This is a genomic window from Bacillus sp. TH19, assembly GCF_016651075.1.
In the GTDB taxonomy this organism is placed as follows: Bacteria; Bacillota; Bacilli; order Bacillales; family Bacillaceae_G; genus Bacillus_A; species Bacillus_A mycoides.
In genome coordinates, this window is the sequence record NZ_JAEKEO010000007.1 from 2238452 (window position 1) to 2258805 (window position 20354).

Genomic DNA, 20354 nt, shown 5'->3' on the forward strand with positions numbered 1-20354 from the left:
TTAGCGAGAATGCTTTGTGAATAGTTGAAGTGCTTTTTCAGGTACATAGAACTTCTCGTTGCTTTCTACAACGATGCCTCCTAATTCATAATCTTTCCCACCAATATAGATAATGTTTTTATTAACAAACAATTTGGCTTCCGTATTATTGCGTTTTACTACAAGCACCGGGTTTCGTACATCTTTTTTGTCAATCGTTACAGTTGCACCAATTTGTTTAAAGGATGTTTCAGCATCTAAGAATAATTTCTTAGATAATTCTTCTAATTGAAAGCCCATTGCTTTAGCCATTATTTTCGCAATGTCTGTATTTTGGACTAAACCGTATGGCTTTTGAGGACCGTAAGAGTATAAGAATACATCTTCACCCGTATGACCACCAGTTGTAAAACCGATGTTCGCACGGTTGGCCAATAATTTAGTAAGGATTGGACCTACATCAGTTTTCTTTTGTGCAGCTTTTAACAGCTCTTTTTCATTATCAGTTAGGTCGTCTAAACCGTAAAGTGCAGCGATCTCTTTTATATTAGATAAATCATCTTTTAGTTTATTTGTAGCACCTTCAAGTGTCATTTTCGCCTTTTTCAGTGGGGCAATGTAAGCTGATACTGGTGTAGTATCATAGCCTTTTGTGGTATTGCTGTTACCAATGGAAATACCGCTATTACCATGATCCGCTAAAGCAATGACCATAGTGTTACCGTCTTTCTTCGCAAATTCTAATGCTTCTGTAACTGCATCATCAAATGCCAATACATCGCTAATCATCCCGATTGGGTCATTTGCATGTGCTGCCCAATCTGCCTTACTGCCTTCTACGAATAAGAAGAAACCATCTTTATCTTTTGATAATGTTTGAATTGCTTTTCTCGTCATCTGGGAAAGAGTTGGCTGCTTAGGATTGGTTATTCTACGATCCATATCGAACGCAAGGGCAGTATTAGAGAAAGAACCCCAGATTTTCTTTGATTTGGAGTTTAATAACGCATCTTTTGTTTCGACAAAGTCATACCCTTTGTCTTGAATCACTTTTACTAAATCTTCGTTGTCTTTACGAATTCCGTTGCTTGTCGTAGGCTGAAGTGCTGCTTTTCCACCACCTAATACAACTTCTATATTTTGATAAACTTGCTGTTCACCAAGTACTTCGAAATCTTTACGGTTAACGTGGTGGGCAGAGAAACTAGCAGGAGTAGCATGTTGAATTTCTGATGTAGCAATGATTCCTGTCGCGCGGCCGGAACGTTTTGCGCCTTCTAAGACGTTGGCAACTGGACGAAACTTGCATTCTTCTTTCACTGGTTCTAAGCCAGGTGAATTCACAACAGAAGGTAATACGCCCACGTAGCCTGAATTTGATTTATTTCCTGTCGCTAAAGCTGTGGCTGCTGGTGCAGAGTCCGTAATAGCTGATTCTGCGGAATACGTACGAACACCTCCGGATACAATTTGATCTAGTGCAAGAGGTGAACCTTTATACCAGCGGGCTAATGTTGTAGCAGAAGAACTTGTCCCATCTATAACCATGAAAATCACATTTTTAGGTTGCTTTCCTGCTTTTTTTACCTCAGCTTTTACCTCATTATCGTTCATTATGATTCCTGTTGCTAATGTAAATAGTGCTACCGTTCCCGCTAATGTTAGTCCCATTATTTTTTTTCGAAGAGTAGTCATTGTGGTTCCTCCATAGGTCGTTTTCGATATCCAAATCTAACGTTCGTATGTAAACAAGATTTATTATTAGTAGTACCCCATTGCAACGAAACTAACAATAACGATTGAGTCAAAATGTTGGGCACAAAAAGTTAAATTAAAGCTATTTCTTCAGCAAAATATTCTCTTCATATAAAACCTCTTTGCACCCTTAGTTACACGGTCTTTCCTATAAAAAGAATCTTCTCTTTATTTTATGGGAAACATTTAAAAAAGGATGGTGGGGACATGACAATTGATCGAGTTTGTACAATTGGGCCAGCGAGTAATAATGAAGAAACGTTAGCGCAGTTAATAAACAATGGTATGAAAATTGTTCGGTTAAATTTATCACATGGTACGCATGAAAGTCATAAAGACATCATTCGTTTAGTAAAATCGTTAGACGATTCTATTAAAATTCTAGGGGATGTACAAGGTCCTAAAATAAGATTGGGTGAAATGAAAGAGGAACAAATTACACTTGAAGCAGGGGAGTTATTTACTTTACATACCAATCCAGTTCAAGGGAATAAAGAAGGAGCAAGTGTTGATTATGTGGGGATTGCGAATGACGTGAAAGTTGGAAGTAGAATTCTTATTAATGATGGAGAAGTTGAGTTAATCGTTGAAAAGATAAGTTCGGAAAAAATAGAAACGAGAATAAAAACAGGTGGCAATATTTCCTCTCATAAAGGGGTGAACTTACCAGGTACAATTGTTAGTTTGCCAGCTATTACGGAGAAAGATAAAAAAGATATTCAATTTCTTTTAGAAGAGGAAGTTGATTTTATTGCGTGTTCTTTCGTTCGAAAACCTAGTCATATAAAGGAAATACGAAGTTTTATACATGAACATAAAGAAACATCTCCTAATTTAATTGCAAAAATAGAAACGATGGAAGCAATCGAGAATTTTCAAGACATATGCAAAGAAGCGGATGGCATTATGATCGCAAGGGGAGATTTAGGTGTGGAATTGCCGTATCAATTTATTCCGCTTTTGCAAAAAATGATGATTCGTGAGTGCAATCGAACGAATACATATGTCATTACAGCGACACAAATGCTTCAATCTATGGTAGATCATTCTATTCCTACAAGAGCTGAGGTGACAGATGTATTTCAAGCTGTACTGGACGGGACGAATGCTGTTATGCTTTCTGCTGAAAGTGCGTCAGGAGAGCATCCAATCGAAAGTGTGAAAACATTATGTCTCGTTTCTGAATTCGCTGAGCATGTAAAAAAAGACGGTCCTTTTGCGATGAAAGATGTATTGGAATTGCTGCATAAGTCTCTTTAGTTTATATAGAAGGATTTATCTCTCATCCTAAAAACGTACGGAAAGGAATCAGGATAGGAGGTGCTATTTTAGTATTTACTTACAGATTGAAAGGTGGCATTCCAGCTGCCTATATGAAAGAATCATTATGGAACATGGAGGTCTTTCGGAAATCTAAAGAAGGATTTTAAATTAATTAATCCAATTATCTCATTTAAAATATGTTCATTCCTATTCATAAATGATATCCTTATAGTTGAATACTTTTGCTGAATCAGCAAGAATTTGTTGTTCTTTCTGTATGAATTCAACTTTTTTATGGAAAGATATGTTAGTAAGTGTGCAATTTGAACGTTTTATTTTTTAGAGTATGATAGGAGGAGAATGAATATGGAAGCAATTGAAGTAGGCGAAATTTTTAGTCTTACCGATGAGAATAATGAAGAACAGGAAGTTGAAGTGCTTGGAGCGATGGATGTCGAAGGTGCAGAATATATTGCGGTTGCCTTTGTAGAAGACATTCAAACAGAAACTGAGGAAGACATTGATATCTTCTTTTTAAAAGTAGAAGAAGATAATGAATTCTCATACATAGAGAATGACGAGGAATTTGAAAAAGTATCTGCGGCGTTCGAGAAGATTATGGACGAGCAAGAACAAGAATAATAATAAAAAGAGTTAGACAAAAGAGGGAGATGCATATCTGCCCTCTTTTGTTATATGGTTGAAAATTACATTTGTAGAAATCGATAATTATATTATGTAAACTGAATGACTCTTTATTTATGCACTAGAAAAACCACCCAAATGAGGGTGGCGCTTATTATATATAGTTATTAAATGTGTTATTTTCCAAGGAAGAGAGGGGAATCTTCACTTCAGTACCTTCCTTCATATTACGCAATACAACTGTTTCTGTAGATAGTTCCTCTTCACCAATTATTAGCACATACGGGATATTTTCTTTATTTGCATAATTAAGGGCACGTTTCAATTTACGTCCGGCTAGTTCAAGTTCGATTTTTAAGGAAGTAGTAGAACGCAATTGCTGGGCAATTTGTAAACATTGTAATTCTGTCCCGAGTGGAATGATAAAAAGATCTGCTGTAGATGATGTTGTTGCTTTCTGTGATAGAGCTGTATAAATGACATCTAATCCGAATGAAATACCGACTGTTGGATAGTTCATATTATCACCACGGAATGCTCCGATAATATTATCGTATCGACCACCGCTACCGATGCTAGATGTAATCGTGCCATTTTTTAGAAAGATTTCATACACAGTGCCTGTATACATTGTGAGTCCTCTTGCTAAAAACGGATTGAATATCGTATTTTCATTTATTCCGAGAGCGAGTAAGTATTGCTGTAGTTGTTGTAGTTCCTTTACTCCATCGGCGACAAGTGTATTATTGAAAGTGTCTTTAAAGTCGGCTATAGGGAGCTTTAGGCAAGATAAAACAGTATTACATATTGTATCGGCCATTTCTACAGTAATCCCGCGCTCCAATACATCTTTTCGTACACCATCAATCCCAATCTTTTCGATTTTATCCAATGATAAAATTACGTCACTCGTTAGTTCAGTAGGGATGTTAATAGACTGGAGAATACCGTTTAACAATTTTCGGTTATTATATTGGATCGTTACTTCTAAGTTTAACGTTCGGAACAGCTCAAACGCCATGCTCATGAGTTCAGCTTCCGCCATGACTGATTCTACACCGACTATATCAACGTCACATTGAATGAACTCACGGAATCTTCCTTGTTTAATTGGCCCATCTCGAAATACTTTCCCAATTTCATAGCGTTTAAAGGGTAGGCGGATGTTCGGATTCATCGCCACGACTTTTGCGAATGGAATTGTTAAATCATAACGTAAGGCAAGATCGCGTTTTCCTTGATCCTTAAGTGTATATATTTCTTTTAAAATTTCATCGCCACCACCGTACTTGTAAGACATAAGCTCATACATATTTAACGTTGGTGTCTCTAACGGTTTACAGCCATAACGTTCAAACGTATCTTCACAAGCTCTTTTAATTTTATTTCGTAGTACTTGTTCCTCTGGTAAATAGTCTTTTGTCCCTTTTACATTTTTCATTTCCACCATAATCACTCCTCTTTTAAATTAAAAAAAGCTATGCGGGTATAAAAATACCCACATAGCTTTATGAACGCTTCGTGGGTCAACAGGAAAAGCCCTGTACCCACGAAGAAAAATTTTTCTTCGGATACACGGCGTTACGTATGATGATGAAGTTGGAAAGAAGTATTAAAAGTTCGCATTAAAAATCTCTCCTTAACATAAGTTTTTCCAAATTATATCAGATGAATTTGGAAATATCAATATTTTCAGTTTTGAAGAATGCGTGAAGTTATGTAGGAGAAATTGAAAAGAGTGTATAATAAAAGAAAACTTAATAATATGAAATAACTTTTTAAGGAGACCGCTATGAAAAAAGATAAAACTAATGCGATGCGAATATTAGATAAAGAAAAAATTGAATATTCGATGATGTCATATGATCCGGACGATGGGAAAATTGATGGAGTATCCGTAGCAGAGAAAATTGGACGAGAAGTGAGAGAAGTATATAAAACACTTGTCGCTCAAGGGAATAGTAAGGATTATCATGTGTTCATTATCCCAGTAGATGAGGAACTAAATTTAAAAGCAGCCGCAAAGGCGGTCGGTGAAAAGAAGATAGAAATGATTCCTGTTAAAGATATTACGAAAGTTTCAGGGTATATTCGCGGCGGTTGTTCACCAGTAGGAATGAAGAAGTTATTTTCTACATGTATTGATGCGAGTGCTCAATCGCTTGAAACGATCATTGTAAGTGGCGGGAAAATTGGAGTACAAATTGAGCTTAAAGTTGATGACTTGGCGAAAGTGACGAGAGCGCAGTTTGGTGAAATAACGAAATAAGTATACATAGGAAAAGAAGTTCTAATTTTATTAAATTTAGATAAAGATTTATAGGATAATTAGTCCATTATGAGGGCGGATTATCCTTTTTTATTTACATAATGAATGAAATAAAAAGAGATTGAATTTTTAGTTTAATCAGTATAATATGGATGTGTAATTTTAATCATTTGTTTGGCTTTAGGAGGAGTACAATGCCTCGTTTCAAGGACTTTAAATAAACAAGCAGAGTTACTTTTAAAGATAGACAAAGGACGGGAAAGTGTTTTAATGAGGGTTCAAGAAATACCCATAAGAAAGCACATATTGGGGGATGCCAGTATTTTGGAAAAACCCCACGCTAAGAGCATGCAAGATTTTATACAGTTTTTTGGCTAATCTAGTAACAAACAAGAGCCCTAAAACCGTGCCAGGATAGGAATGTATAAAAAAATGTATAGATTCATAGAACTAAAAAAGAAGGTTCCCTTGTGAGAGCAGGGTTCTCCTTTTTCCTTGCTACCGATAATGAGACGTTATGTTAACTGATCATGTATACAATATGCATTGTTCCTTCTTCAACTAAAGGGCAGATTAGTTGAAGAAGGAATTTCTCTAAATTTGGAAGAATTAATATTAAAAAATATGTTAAGGAGCTTGTGAATTATATGGAATCCATTAGCAAAAGCGAAGTGAAGCTACGAGATATCACAGAGAAAGATCTACCTATCTTTTTCGAACAACAACTAGATTCAACGGCGAACTATATGGCTGCTTTTACAGCTAAAGACCCCACTGATAAGGACGCATTTTTTGACCATTGGAAAAAAAATATTGCTGACGAGACTATTACAATTAAGACTATATTATTCAATGGCATTGTCACTGGACACGTCTCGAACTTTGAACAGTTCGGCGAACCCGAAGTAAGCTACTGGATTGGGAAGGAATATTGGGGTCATGGTATTGCAACTAAAGCGTTGTCAGAGTTTCTGGAGTATATTAAGGTACGCCCGCTCTATGCTCGTGCCGCTAAAGATAACCTCGCCTCCATTAGGGTATTGGAAAAATGCAGGTTTAAAATCATCTCTGAAGATAAAGGTTTTTCCAACGCAAGAGGCAAGGATGTTGAAGAATTTATTTTGAAGCTCGAACCTTATGATATGTAATTTAATACCGTAATACGATTGGAGCGGTTCTTGACTAAGAAACCTTCTGTTGTTTAACTAACGGGTGGCTTTAATTGAGCAAGAAACTAAGAATTTTTAACTTCCGCTTTCGAAAATTATGTAAATAAGCTGTTCACTGGATTCTCATAGAAAACTGTGGTGAGATGAAATTTTTGATTTTGAAGCACTTCAAAATCTTAGCTAGATGGCTATGTATCGGTACCCCACAATAAAAAGGCAGGAACATATCAAATATGTTCCTGCCTTTTATTTTAGAGAGATGTTTCCTAACAGTTGATTTTATTAACGAAAGTCGACTTTAAATCTATATTTTGTGTGAAATAAAGTACATATAATAAAAGTATGAGGTGATACAGTGAGAGAAATTCATATTCATAAAATCATTGCGGATAAGAGAAAAGAAAAAGGAATTACATAGGAAGAGTTAGCGGCGTATATCGGTATTACGAAAGCATCTGTTTCCAAATGGGAGACTGGGCAGAGTTATCCGGATATTACATTTTTGCCACTGTTAGCATCGTACTTTAACATAAGTATAGATGAATTAATCTGTTATACACTGCAAATGGAACAGGAAGATATTAAAAATTTATATCATAGACTAGCGGAAGCTTTTAGTGAAGAACCGTTTGATGAAGTAATGATGGAGTGCAGGGAAGTGACAAAAAAATATTATTCTTGTTTTCCATTATTAATTCAAATGGGGCTACTTTTTATTAATCACCACATGTTAACAGAGGATATGGATAGAAGAATTGAAATTTTAGAAGAGCAATGTATCTCTTTAGCCGAGTGCAGGGAGAAAGTGAAGATGTTTCTCTTGTGAAAGAGGCGGTATCGTTTAAAGCAACTTGCTATCTTATACTCAATAGACCAAATGAGGAGCTTCAATTACTTGGCGAAACGATACGTCCTAACTTTCCAAAGGAAGATCTAATTGCGCAGGCGTATCAAATGCTTGGAAATGCTGAAAAGGCGAATGAAATGATGCAAATTAGTATGTATCAACATTTAATACAACTCGTTGCGACAATACCGAATTATGTAGTAGTAAATGCCTCAAACGCTGAAAAGGTAGAGTAATTGTCTGTAAAAGATCGGTTGTTGTAGGTTAATCTAGTTTAGTATATGGGTTGTGAGTTTTTTAGCGTCGTTATCCATTTAGGAATGATGAATCCTAACTATTTAAGTTGTAAAAACGAACATTTTTATTATTTTTATTAAAAATGTTCACTTTTAGATTGCGTATACACTAAAAGTTTGTTATATTACCAATATAATAATTTTAAATAACATCACTCGTATATACTCGGTAATATGGTCCGAGCGTTTCTACCTAGTTCCCAATGAAAGAACTGGACTACGGGTTAAAGTATTCGGTCGCTTTCTGTATTGAGCCGCTACCGTTCTATAATTTAGCATTGGCCTCATCTTTTGCTTAATTAACTTTGACTACCGTAGTTCTAGAAAGTAGAGATTTTTCTACAATTTCTAGAGCTTTTTTCTTTGGACCAAAACATCGAGTATAGAAAACAACAAGAGAAAGAGGAGAGATTATTTATGAAGAAAAATCTGTTAAAAAAATATGGTGCCCTAGCAACTACTATCGCATTATCATTCTCAATACTTGCAGGATGTAATGCTAGTCCAAAACAAGCAGCAGAGGCAAAAAGCACTCAAAACCCTATCTTAATTCAAGGCCCAATGCCAATAGAAGCTGAAAAATTTGCAAAAAGGTTAAAAAATGTGGAAGAAGAAAAATCTGGGAGTTTCGTATTTTATAAAGGAACTGTAGACAATTATCCTGTAATCGTTGCGAAAACAGGTAAAGGAATGGAAAATACAGCAGCCGCTACAGCAGTGGCTATTGAAAAATATAAGCCTATAGCGATTATTAACCAAGGAACATCAGGTGGACATGATCCTAATTTAAACGTATTTGATATTGTGTTAGGAAAACAAGTCGCGAATATAGGTTCACTAAAAACAACAAATATGAATGAGAACCAAGGAATTGAACCGGAAAAATGGATATCTATGGACCTGATGGCTTCTGAAGGGAGTGCAGGGGAAGATCCAAATGCTGAGAAAATCCGATACTACGAGGGAGATAAGGATTTACTTGCAGCAGCTAATGCAGTAAAAGATAAATATACAAAAGGTAAAGTGGTCGAAGGTACTATAGGTTCAGCAGACGTTTGGAATAATGAAGTTGATAGAATTAAATGGTTCCATACAAAATACGGTACATCTGTAGAAGAAATGGAAGGTGCAGCAGCAGCGCAAATCGCAAAAGCTTATGACGTACCATTTTTAGGGATTCGAGTATTATCTAACAATAAAACAAACGGCGGAAAATACAATCCAAATACAGCGGCGGCAAATCAAGAATATGTATATGAAGTAGTTAAAAAGTATATAGATTCGATACCAAATAAATAGTAGTAGTTCTGTCTCAATATAAAAATGTTATCATTACTTCACAATGTGTTGTGAACTCAGAATTACCAAAGTTTCTTTAATTAAAATAGATTGGTGCCTTACATGGTATCCAATCTATTTTTGTACTTATTCTACAGAGGAAGAAGGGTTTTACACAAAAAATAAAGACAGTTATAGAAAAAAGAAAAGTCGAACGATTTATCAAATATGCATAATTGCATAAAAAAATTGAAATTTATAAGTTAACATTAAACTACTTTTTAATTGTAAAGAATATTTTAATAATCTTTACTAGAGAAGGATATTCCTTGTGAAAAGTAGATAAACAAAAAGTGTGGAAATAATACAGACTCAATAGAGTTTTGTATTAAATAAAAAGAAAAGGATGGGTATGGCTTTCTAAAAGTTTTTGGGGGCTAGAAAGCATTTTTTAGTTAATAGCTTCAAATTATATTTTAAAGGGGAAATGGGTATATGAAGTTTAGAAATACAAGGCTTGCTATGGTTACACTATCTTCATTTTTTATTTTAGGTACTGCATCTCTATCATTCACAGATATCATACACGGTGAAGTAGCTTCTGCATCACCACAAGAGATTATTGTAAAAAGCTATGACGATACATATTATAATAATACAATAGGAAAAATGGGTTTAGAATTAAAGAAGGAACTTCATAATATTATTGATGATCATACAAAGTTATCATACAGTGCGGTTTGGGAAGCACTAAGAGATACTGATGAAGATCCAAATAATAAAAACAATGTGCTACTCTTATATACTGGGCGTTCGCAAGGGAAACTTACGAATGGTTCAGGAGTTGATAATTGGAACCGAGAGCATGTTTGGGCAAAATCACACGGTGATTTTGGAACGACTGCAGGAGCTGGAACAGATTTGCATCATTTAAGAGCGACGGATGTATCTGTAAATAGCTCACGTGGAAATCTGGATTTTGATAATGGTGGTGTGAATCATTCAGAAGCGACAGAATGTAAGTATGATAGTGATTCTTGGGAACCTCGTGATAGTGTAAAAGGAGATATCGCTAGAATGCTATTTTACATGGCTGTTCGTTATGAAGGAGACAACGGCGAAATAGACTTAGAATTAAATGAGAAGGTGAATAACAATAAAGATCCATACATGGGTAAACTATCCGTTTTACTAAAATGGAATGAACAAGACCCGGTAGATGATTTAGAGCGAAAGCGTAATGAAGTGATTTTTACAAAATATCAACATAATCGCAATCCTTTTATTGATCATCCTGAATGGGTAAATAAAATTTGGAATTAAAATATTTAAAGGTATTTTGCTTTGAGAGAAGGGATTGATCACTATGATCAATCCCTGTTTATATCTATACTAGAATAAGTGATTTTTATAGGATTGGAGAATAGGATAGATATTTTATTAAGTTAAGTATAATATGAGTCTTTTAATACGGTCCCCACTCAATATTCACGCCAACAATAAGAAAAATAAGTCCAATGATAAACCAAATGAATGCAAGTGGAGCCATGAAGCGAATCCATTTTCCATAAGAAATGCCGCTCGCTGCGAGAACGCCCATTAAAACACCAGAAGTTGGATTGAGGCAGTTCACTACACCTTCTCCAAGCATAACAGCCTGTACTGTAACTTGGCGTGTAATATGCATGAAATCGGCTAATGGAGCTAATATCGGAATGAAAATAACAGATTCTCCTGTCCCGGATGAAATGAGGAAATGTAATGCGGCACTACTTACATACATGCCGAGAACGCCAAATACAGGGCTATGTCCTTCGAGAGACTGTGCGAGTTGATTAACGATTGTATCAAGTAATTTGCCTTGTTCTAAAATGACTGAAATACAACGAGCCATTCCGACGATCAAAGCACCGTATATGAGATTTTGGCAGCCTGCTAGAAAAGTAGAAGCGATATCGTTTGCTTTCATACCACCTATTATTCCCGCTGTAATTGCTATGAATATAAAAGTAGCGGTCATTTCTGCGTCCGTCCAATGTAGACGAAAAGCGCCTATTAAAAATGCAATTAATGATAAAGCCGAAACGAGTAAAATTAATTTATGACGTATTGTCCAAGGAACTTCTGTTTTCTCTGTTTCTTTCTCACTTGAAAGAGCATTACTTGGAAACCAGTTATCTCCGAGTATGCTTCCTTTATTCGATTTTTTTAAGCGTTTTACATACCAATTAATATACAAAACGGTAGCAATTAAAAAAGAGATATAAATTGCCGTACGTAAACCAATTCCTGAAAACATCGGGAGTTCTGCGATTTTTTGTGAAATGCCTAAAGGTGAGGGAGATAAAATAGTAGCATTAAAACCAGCATAAGTGCCTAAATAAATAATTGCTACGCCGACGATAGCGTCCCATTTTAATGTGCGTGCAACGATGATGCCAATGGGGATAAAGCCGATAACTGAGTTCACGATAATACCAGTCGTTCCGAGAATAGAAAAGAGTGCGGCGACAATGCAAATGAAAAGTAATTGCTGATTCCGAAATTTGTTAATTACATGATAGATTAAACCGTCAAGAGCACCTGTTTTTTCAAGAATTGCAATGGCTCCACCTGTAAATAAAATTAAAAAGATGATCGGAGCAGCAAGTGTCATTCCTTTTTCAATAGCGGTAAAAAAAGAAACAAACCCTACCGGCGATTGTGGAACAGAATGATAACTTCCTGGTATTGTAGTTGTAACAGTACCGTTTGTAACTCTTTTAAATTCTCCAGCAGGAACGAAATATGTAGCAATGGCACAAAGTAAGGCGATAAAAAATAGTAGTACGTACGCGTCAGGCATTTTAAACTTTCGTTTACTCGGCTGTTTTTTTACCTCGGTCTGTAATTGCATAAAACCCCTCCTTTTTCACCTGGTTAATTTTTAATATTCTGAAATTTATCCGTGAAATAGATTATAATAAAGGTGGCTTCTTAAGGCAATAGTTTTTCTATCCTTTTTCTGCACATACAAATTCTTGCAACATTAGACAGGGAAACGAAAAAAATCCAAGAATATGTAATATAAAAGGAAAAGAAAAGAGGGAAAGAGATGTGGAAAACTACGGATCTATGTGATGAATTTGAAAAGGAATTACAAATATGTCGCCAGTCTTTTCGGTCTTTCGGGAAGAAAAAACAATTCTATGGGAAAATCGCAACGGTAAAAGTGAAGGATGATAATGTACTAGTGAAAGAGGGATTGCAAACATTACCAGAAGGAACGGTATTAGTTGTTGATGGCGGAGCGTCTACGAATTGTGCGTTACTTGGTGATAATTTGGCAGCTATTGCGGAGGAAAGAAAGCTAGCGGGGATTATTGTGAATGGATATGTTCGTGATTCTAGTGAACTAAAGAATATAGATATTGGTATTTTAGCGTTAGGGACGATGCCAAATAGAAGTATAAAAGAAGGAAGAGGAGAGCGTGGTATTTCATTGCAATTTGGACAAGTAGAATGGAAGCCAAATGAATATGTGTATGCGGATGAAGATGGCGTCATTATTAGTGAAAAGAGTTTGCATCGTTAAAGGTTAGTAAGTTACTATTCTTAGAAAATAAATCCGATAAAGCATGGACAAAATCCTTTGTCAATAGTAAAATAATACAGAAATTTAAAATTAACAGAATGTATAGGTTTATCGTTTTACGATAACTTAAATGGAAGTAAGTTGTGCCTAGAAAAGTGAATGTTATCACAATGGTACGTTCATAAACAAAATTATTTTTCCTATACAAATATAGCCGCGAATAATGCGGGTAGGAGGTGTTGTACATTTTTGTTCGACACTTACAAAAAGAGAGTGTCAACCGCATACCCTTAAAGGGTCTTTTTTTGTGTGAATGTTAGTAAAGGGAGGGGATTTTGGGATGGCAATGTTAAAGAAATGGCTGCTTACATCATTAATGGCAGTGGCACTTGTATTTGTTTCTTTTGCGAATACAGTACATATTACGTTTGCTGAAGGAAAGACAGCGAAACTTGCAATTATCGGTGAATCACAAAAAGGAATTATGTTATGTCCGAAAGAAGTTTCCATTGAAGATGGAGAAACAGCTTTTAGTTTGCTACAAAAAGTTATGGGTGACAAAGTAACATCTGAAAGTATGTCATTTGGAACGTATATAAAGGGTATCGATGGATTAATGGCCGGAGCAACAAGCGGTTGGTTGTATGATGTAAACGATAAATCTGCAGAAGTTGGGGCGGATAGTTATAAATTAGAGTCTGGGGATGTTGTTGCATTTCGTTACGTTGCAGACTGGAGCAATATGAGTCAACAAACGTTGCAACAAACGTTAGATAAATTTGGCACTTGTAAAACTGTAGAAGAGCCAAAACCAGAGGAACCGAAAACAGAAAAGCCAGATGGTAAACCAGAAGAACCGAAAACAGAAAAGCCAGATGGTAAACCAGAAGAACCGAAAACAGAAAAGCCAGATGGTAAACCAGAAGAACCGAAAACAGAAAAGCCAGATGGTAAACCAGAAGAACCGAAAACAGAAAAGCCAGATGGTAAGCTAGAAGAACCGAAAACAGAAAAGCCAGATGGTAAACCAGAAGATAAAGTAACAGAACAACCAAAGCAAGAGAAAGTCGAAATTCCAGCAGCACAATTAAACGAAGCGATTTCTAAAACGTCAGAAAAGATGTTACAAGATGGAATTGGTAGTGATTGGGTTGCGATTGGACTTGCTCGTTCAGGTGTAAATGTTCCGCTTGAAACGAAAATAAACTATGTTAAGCCAGTAGCTGAAAAGGTTAAGAAGCGTTTAAACCGTTTTTCAGCAACAGATTTAGCTAGAACGATTATTATGATGAATGCAATGAATGTTGATCCTACAAAGGTAGAGGGACAAAATTTAGTACAAAATTTATTTGAATCAGATAAAGTGAATTCCGTTACAGGATACGCATTTACATTACTTGCATTAGATACAAAGAAATATGAGATTCCGGCCGAAGCAAAATGGAATCGAGCTGCTTTAGTACAAGCACTTTTACAAGCGCAGCATACAGACGGTGGCTGGACATATGATAGTTCAAGTAGTAAAGAAAGTGCTAGTAACGTTGATGTAACAAGTATGGTATTAGCAGCATTAGCTCCTTATCAAGATCAAGCAGATGTAAAGCCAGCTATTCAAAAAGCTGTTGATTATTTATACAAGCAGCAGCTAGGTAATGGTGGTTTTACCGCTGATGGACAAGAGAATTCTAATAGTACTGCACAAGCAATTATTGGACTATCGCTAGTTAAAGATGTAGATCACGATCGTCTTAATAAAGCAGTACAAAATTTAATGTCATACCAGCTTCCAAATGGTGAGTTTAAATGGTTACCAAGTGATCAAAAAGGTAGCGGAATGGCTACAGAGCAAGCATTTTTAGCTTTACTTCAGTTTAAAGATCTTGGAAAATCGATTTATGATTGGTCAAATGTAGTAGAGAATGAAATTGATACGAAACCAATTGTAGAGCCAGAGACAACTGTAGAAGAAAAAGAAGTTGTAGAACAGCCGAAACAACAAGAAGAGTTACAAAAACAACCAAAAGATGAAAATCTAAAAGTTGTTGTAGATAACGAACGAGTTAATAAAGAAACAAACAAGAATAAGAATCAATTACCACAAACAGGAGCATCTTCTCATAGTGCAGCTACACAAGTAGGTATGGGTGTATTATGTATCGCTTCTGCATATGTATTATGGAGACGTAAAGCAGCTTAACAAAAATTAGGAGCAATCATTTGCTCCTAATTTTATTATAAAAGTGAGGGCTAATAATGAGTGGGGATGAACAAAATCTCCACTCATTAAAGTTTCACTTTAATATGAAAGGTGAGGGACAGCATGAGTAAGATGAAATGGTTCATTTCTTTAGTTCTTTCATTGGGATTATTAGCCGGATGTGAAGAAACGGCTGTAAAACCTGAGAAGAAGGCAGAACCGAAGCAAGAAGAGCAAAAAGAAGTGGCGAAACAGGAAGAACAAAAAGATGTACCGAAACCGGAAGAGAAGCAAGCTGAACCGGAACAGAAACAACAAGAAGAGCAGAAAGATAAACAAGAACAAAAAGTAGAAGAGAAACCGAAAGAAGAAAAAGCGCAGGAACAACCTGAAGTAAAGAAAGAAGAGAAACCAAAGGAACAGCCTGCTGTAAATAAACAACCAGAGCAACAAAAAGTACAAGAAGAGAAACCCCAGCAACAGAAAGCGCCAGAAGTAAAAGAAGAGGCGAAGGTTGTTAATCAGCCGAAAGAAACACCGAAACAGGAGCAAAAGGAAGATCCGAATAAAGAGGAGAAAACGATACCGACTCCGGTAGTACCAACTCCTGAACCACCAAAACCAGATCCAGTACTAGTACCGAAACCACAATCGAAACAAGTTACTATCTCCGTAAAAGGTCATGAAGGATACTTATTAGGTGCGAAAAAGGTTGATGTACAAGAAGGCGACACAGTTTACAGTGTGCTAACGGGCACAGGACTAGAGGTTGATGCAATGGGCTCTAAAGGTGATATTTATGTAAAAGGTATTAATGATTTATACGAGAAAGATATTACTACTACTAGTGGCTGGAAATATCGTGTGAACGGTGCTTTTCCAAACTATAGTGCTGGTGTAGTTAAAGTAAAACCAGGCGATACAATTGAGTGGGTGTTTGTATTAAAATAGGAAAGGATCTTCGGTAAAGGACTATGAAAATAAGCTTTTCTTCTTTACATCCTTTTGTTAATTTTTTCTATTATATTGGGGTGATGATACTATGTATGATGTGTCTTCATCCTCTTTTTTTAATTGGAGCGATTATACTAATAGTAATCTTAAATATAGTACAAGGAAATGGCGAGAAAATAAGAAATATGCTGCCAAGTACTATCGTATTCTTTCTAATGGTAATTTTATTTAATTCTTTATTAACGCATAGAGGGGCGACTACGTTATTTTGGTTAGGAGATAGCCGGATTAAGCTTGAGGCAGTTATGTTTGGGCTTGTTATGGGGTTATTATTAGTTGCGATTATGTTTACGTTTGCTTCTTATAACGATATTATTTCGAGTCATAAATTTTTATATTTATTTTCGAGAATTTCACCGAAAGTAGCATTGTTAACGATGATTACAGTGAGGTTTGTTCCTTTGTTTATTAGGCGGTTAAAGAAAATTACACTCGTCCAAAAAACGAAAGGTGTGCAATTAGATTCAGGTTCACTCATTGAGCGTATAAAAAATGGAATGAAATTACTGCAAGTGTTATTAGTTTGTTCGTTAGAAGATGCACTTCAAACGGCAGATTCTATGCAAGCTCGTGGGTTTGGTGTAACGAAGCGTACGACATATATTCGATATAGAATGGAAAGACGTGATTTGTATACGCTAAGTTATTTAGTTTTTCTATTAATAACTTCATTTATATTTAGTTATTATGGCGGTGGGAAATTGATTATCTATCCGAAAGTGGAATCAATACTGTTCCAGCAATACGATGGAATGATGTTTTTCCTATTTATGATGTTTATTAGTTTACCGATTATGATGGAAGGAAGGGAATCGATATGGTGGCGCATGCACAAATAAAGAATTTATCATTTATATATGCTGATGAAAATGAAGAAGCGTTACAGCATATTTCTCTTTCTGTTCAAAAAGGAGAATTTATAGTACTTGCTGGCGGTTCAGGTTCTGGGAAGACAACTTTATTAAAACATTTTAAAAAGGAATTACTGCCAATTGGCACGCGTTCAGGAGAGATATTTTATGATGACGTTTTATTAGAGGAAGTACCTGATTTATTATCTGCACAAGACATTGGTATGGTATTTCAAAACCCAGAAAATCAGCTCGTAATGGATACAGTGATTCAAGAATTAGCATTTTCTTTAGAAAATATCGGGTTACCATCACATATTATTCAAAAAAGAATAGCGGAACTTATTAGCTTTTTAGGATTTCAAGATTTGTTACATCAATCTGTTCATACTTTATCTGGTGGTCAAAAACAACTAGTAAATTTAGCAGCAGTATTAGTCATGCAGCCGAAGTTATTATTACTGGATGAACCGACAGCGCAGCTAGATCCGATTGCTGCAAAAGAGTTTTTAGGATTATTAAAACGTATTAATGAAGAACTTGGAATTACGATCGTTTTAAGTGAACATCGTCTGGATGAAGTGATACCACTTGCAACACGCGTTATTTGTATGAATAACGGCCGAATCGTTTATGATGGTAGTCCTAAAACGGTTATAGCTAACATGTGGGAAGTTGAAAAGTTCCGTCCATTTATCCCGCAAATTCCAAGATTGTTTTTAGAGTGGAATGTGAAAGAGATTCCATTTACAGTGCGAGAAGCGCAAATGAAAATGAATGATTTTTCAGCGATATCATATAGGGATGGGCAAGTAGAACAGTGTGAAAAGCAAGAAGTGATCTTAAGTGCAGAACATATATCTTTTCAATATGAGAAAAATAGTCCCCTTATTTTACGAGATTTAACAGTGAACATCGAAAAAGGAAAATGGACAGCTCTAGTTGGGAAAAACGGAACCGGGAAGTCTACACTGTTAACGATTTTAGCAGGATTACAAAAAGCTAGAAGAGGGAAAGTAAAGTGGAGTGGAAAAGTGATACATAAAATTGATTCGAAAGAACGATTTAAAAGTATAGGATATGTATCGCAGCACCCATACTATCATTTTACATTTGATACAGTGTGGGAAGAAGTGTATGAACGTGCAAGTGAATTATACGGAGAACAAGGAAAAGAAATAGCAGAAAATATGCTAAAACAGTTTTGGTTATATTCGCTTAAAGAACGTCATCCGCATGATTGTAGCGGCGGGGAACAACAATTACTCGCATTATGTACAACGTTATTATCAAAGCCGACTTTATTATTGCTTGATGAACCGACAAAGGGTAACTAACTGTTACGATTTATTTAACCAATTATAACCAAAGTTAATTAAATATATCAGTAAGCCCTGCTAGTCAAGTGATTGGCTAGTAGTGAGGGTTAACTGCGGGCAATCCCTAAAGCTGATTGAACTACAACGTGGCTAGAAATAGCGAGCGTGAATGTTGCGAAAGCAGAAAAAATCAATCAGATCGTGCAAGGTTAAATCCTAAACACTAGAACAATGGGTCTTCCGCCTCGAATCATCTAAGTCAAAATGGATAAGATGAACGTTCAACGACTATCTCGTATAACTGACGAGAGTACACCACAAGCCTATGGTGGTGGAAAAATCCTCTATCCCTAAAGAGATAAACATATAGTCTGCGCTCATGTGAAAACATGAGAAGTTCATAAGAGAACTGGCTAAGGAATTGCGCCCTTAGTTGAACAAGATAAATTTTATTGAATCTATCAAACTTCATTGAAAATATCGAACGTATGTTCTATGTTTGGTTCAATGAGGTGAGAATAATAATGAAATTTTCACGAGTTAGTCAAGTATCAGAATTAACAGGTTTGCATCCGAGTAATCTAAGGAGAATGCTGGTGGAACACGCTACTATTCAGAAGAACAAATCTTTCATTAAAGGAGTTAAATTCTGATGATATTGGCGAAGAAAGTCAGACTAATTCCAACGCCTGAACAAGAAAAAGTGCTTAGAAACCATGCTGGTGCTGCAAGATTTGCTTATAACTATTGTAAAAGAATGAGTGATAGATACTATAAGCTATTTGGAAAATCTGTTTCACAGTTAGCTTTACAGAAACGATTTACAAAGATCAAGAAGCGAAAGAGATATGAGTGGTTAAAAGACATTAATGCACAAGTGCCCAAACAGGCTTCAAAAGATTTTGATACGGCGAGAAAACATTCGTTCAAAAAGTACAAAAATGGTTATCACACTTCTTATAAATCCAAAAAAGATTTAATCCAAGGATTTTATGCCAATTATGAAAGACTGATTATAGGAAAGAAAGTAGTTGATATTCAGTCCATTGGAGAAGTGAAAACAAGCCAACAACTACCAAGAAACAAAAAACCATCAAATCCAAGAGTTACCTTTGATGGTCGTCACTGGTGGATTAGTGTAGGATTCCAAGAAGACTTTGAATTACAAGCACTAACCAATGAGTCGATTGGTGTGGATGTTGGTTTAAAAGAGCTGTTTGTAGCTTCTAATGGTATGAAAGAACGAAATATAAACAAAGATGCCAAGGTTAAAAAACTTTTGAAAAGGAAAAAGTCAGCACAAAGAGATATGTCTAGGAGATTTAAAAAAGGTGTAAAAATTCAATCTGCCGGATATGAAAAAGCGAAAACTGAGCACCTGCGGTTATCTAGGAAAATTACGAATATCCGAAATAACCATATCCATCAAGCAACAGCTAAATTGGTGAAAACCAAACCAATGAGAATTGTTGTGGAAGACTTACCTATCTCAAACCTGTTAAAAAACAAAAAACTATCGAAAGCATTTTCCTTTCAAAAATTAAACTTCTTCTTTCAATGTTTGTCATACAAGTGCGAGAAGTATGGCATTGCATATGTAAAAGCTGATAAATGGTTCGCCTCAAGCAAGATTTGTTCATGTTGCGGAGTAAAATACGACCATTCAGTTCAACCAGAAGGACAGTGGAGTTTAAAAATACGTGAGTGGTGTTGTGTTAGGTGCAATAGCCATCACGATAGGGATGTAAATGCTGCGATAAATTTATCAAGATGGGTAAAATAAATGCTTGATAATAGGAGGTAACGATACTGCCTCGTGTGGAGTGTTATACCCCTCGTCCCTTCGGGGTTGCGAGAACACGATGAAGCACTAACTCGTGTAAATTTGATTGAATTGT

At 35.8% G+C, this 20354-nt stretch carries 14 protein-coding genes, 2 pseudogenes and 1 riboswitch; of the genes and pseudogenes, 13 read left to right on the forward strand and 3 right to left on the reverse strand.

What is annotated here, in order from left to right:
• Positions 1–1674: an alkaline phosphatase gene (locus JFU54_RS15340; protein WP_201065078.1), complete on the reverse strand. Its 1674-nt coding sequence runs from the start codon at positions 1672–1674 to the stop codon at positions 1–3.
• 267 nt (positions 1675–1941) lie between these two features.
• Between JFU54_RS15340 and JFU54_RS15345 the strand changes: the two genes are divergently transcribed.
• Together JFU54_RS15345 and JFU54_RS15350 are read left to right on the forward strand one after the other, a co-directional pair.
• Complete coding sequence (locus JFU54_RS15345; protein WP_201065081.1) at positions 1942–2994, forward strand: pyruvate kinase; 1053 nt, start codon at positions 1942–1944, stop codon at positions 2992–2994.
• Between the two features lie 363 nt (positions 2995–3357).
• Positions 3358–3639 (forward strand): DUF1292 domain-containing protein, encoded by a 282-nt coding sequence (locus tag JFU54_RS15350; protein ID WP_002013967.1) that lies wholly within the window; start codon positions 3358–3360, stop codon positions 3637–3639.
• 157 nt (positions 3640–3796) lie between these two features.
• Here JFU54_RS15350 and JFU54_RS15355 read toward each other — a convergent pair whose 3' ends face one another.
• Positions 3797–5092: a histidine--tRNA ligase gene (locus JFU54_RS15355; RefSeq protein WP_207192625.1), complete on the reverse strand. Its 1296-nt coding sequence runs from the start codon at positions 5090–5092 to the stop codon at positions 3797–3799.
• A gap of 342 nt (positions 5093–5434) precedes the next feature.
• Here JFU54_RS15355 and ybaK point away from each other — a divergent pair, with 342 nt between their 5' ends.
• The 5 genes and pseudogenes from ybaK (at position 5435) to JFU54_RS15380 (ending at position 10824) form a co-directional block, all read left to right on the forward strand.
• Positions 5435–5911: a Cys-tRNA(Pro) deacylase gene (gene ybaK, locus JFU54_RS15360; RefSeq protein ID WP_002013965.1), complete on the forward strand. Its 477-nt coding sequence runs from the start codon at positions 5435–5437 to the stop codon at positions 5909–5911.
• A gap of 647 nt (positions 5912–6558) precedes the next feature.
• Positions 6559–7059, forward strand: a complete 501-nt coding sequence (locus tag JFU54_RS15365; RefSeq protein WP_002013963.1) for a GNAT family N-acetyltransferase — start codon at positions 6559–6561, stop codon at positions 7057–7059.
• A gap of 376 nt (positions 7060–7435) precedes the next feature.
• Positions 7436–8160: pseudogene (locus tag JFU54_RS15370) on the forward strand (helix-turn-helix domain-containing protein); the annotation flags it as partial.
• A gap of 199 nt (positions 8161–8359) precedes the next feature.
• Positions 8360–8463: riboswitch (purine riboswitch) on the forward strand.
• A 177-nt stretch (positions 8464–8640) separates the two neighbouring features.
• Entirely contained in the window at positions 8641–9522 is an 882-nt protein-coding gene (locus tag JFU54_RS15375) for a 5'-methylthioadenosine/S-adenosylhomocysteine nucleosidase (protein ID WP_201065084.1), read from the forward strand.
• A 474-nt stretch (positions 9523–9996) separates the two neighbouring features.
• Positions 9997–10824 (forward strand): endonuclease I family protein, encoded by an 828-nt coding sequence (locus JFU54_RS15380; protein ID WP_201065097.1) that lies wholly within the window; start codon positions 9997–9999, stop codon positions 10822–10824.
• Between the two features lie 142 nt (positions 10825–10966).
• Here the strand turns inward: JFU54_RS15380 and JFU54_RS15385 are convergent, their stop codons facing one another.
• Entirely contained in the window at positions 10967–12397 is a 1431-nt protein-coding gene (locus JFU54_RS15385; RefSeq protein ID WP_002142506.1) for a YfcC family protein, read from the reverse strand.
• Between the two features lie 198 nt (positions 12398–12595).
• Here JFU54_RS15385 and rraA point away from each other — a divergent pair, with 198 nt between their 5' ends.
• From rraA to JFU54_RS15415, 6 genes and pseudogenes are all read left to right on the forward strand, one after another.
• The gene (gene rraA, locus JFU54_RS15390; RefSeq protein ID WP_201065111.1) at positions 12596–13075 is read left to right on the forward strand and encodes a ribonuclease E activity regulator RraA; all 480 of its coding nucleotides are present in this window, start codon (positions 12596–12598) and stop codon (positions 13073–13075) included.
• Positions 13076–13415: 340 nt separating this feature from the next.
• The gene (locus JFU54_RS15395; RefSeq protein ID WP_201065115.1) at positions 13416–15272 is read left to right on the forward strand and encodes a DUF4430 domain-containing protein; all 1857 of its coding nucleotides are present in this window, start codon (positions 13416–13418) and stop codon (positions 15270–15272) included.
• Between the two features lie 123 nt (positions 15273–15395).
• Positions 15396–16223, forward strand: a complete 828-nt coding sequence (locus JFU54_RS15400; RefSeq protein ID WP_201065118.1) for a DUF4430 domain-containing protein — start codon at positions 15396–15398, stop codon at positions 16221–16223.
• A gap of 23 nt (positions 16224–16246) precedes the next feature.
• Entirely contained in the window at positions 16247–17125 is an 879-nt protein-coding gene (locus tag JFU54_RS15405; protein ID WP_201065121.1) for an energy-coupling factor transporter transmembrane component T, read from the forward strand.
• Positions 17098–18468: pseudogene (locus JFU54_RS15410) on the forward strand (ABC transporter ATP-binding protein); the annotation flags it as partial. The gene JFU54_RS15405 and the pseudogene JFU54_RS15410, both read left to right, overlap by 28 nt.
• A gap of 640 nt (positions 18469–19108) precedes the next feature.
• Complete coding sequence (locus JFU54_RS15415) at positions 19109–20239, forward strand: RNA-guided endonuclease InsQ/TnpB family protein (protein WP_201065123.1); 1131 nt, start codon at positions 19109–19111, stop codon at positions 20237–20239.
• Positions 20240–20354: the final 115 nt, after the last annotated feature.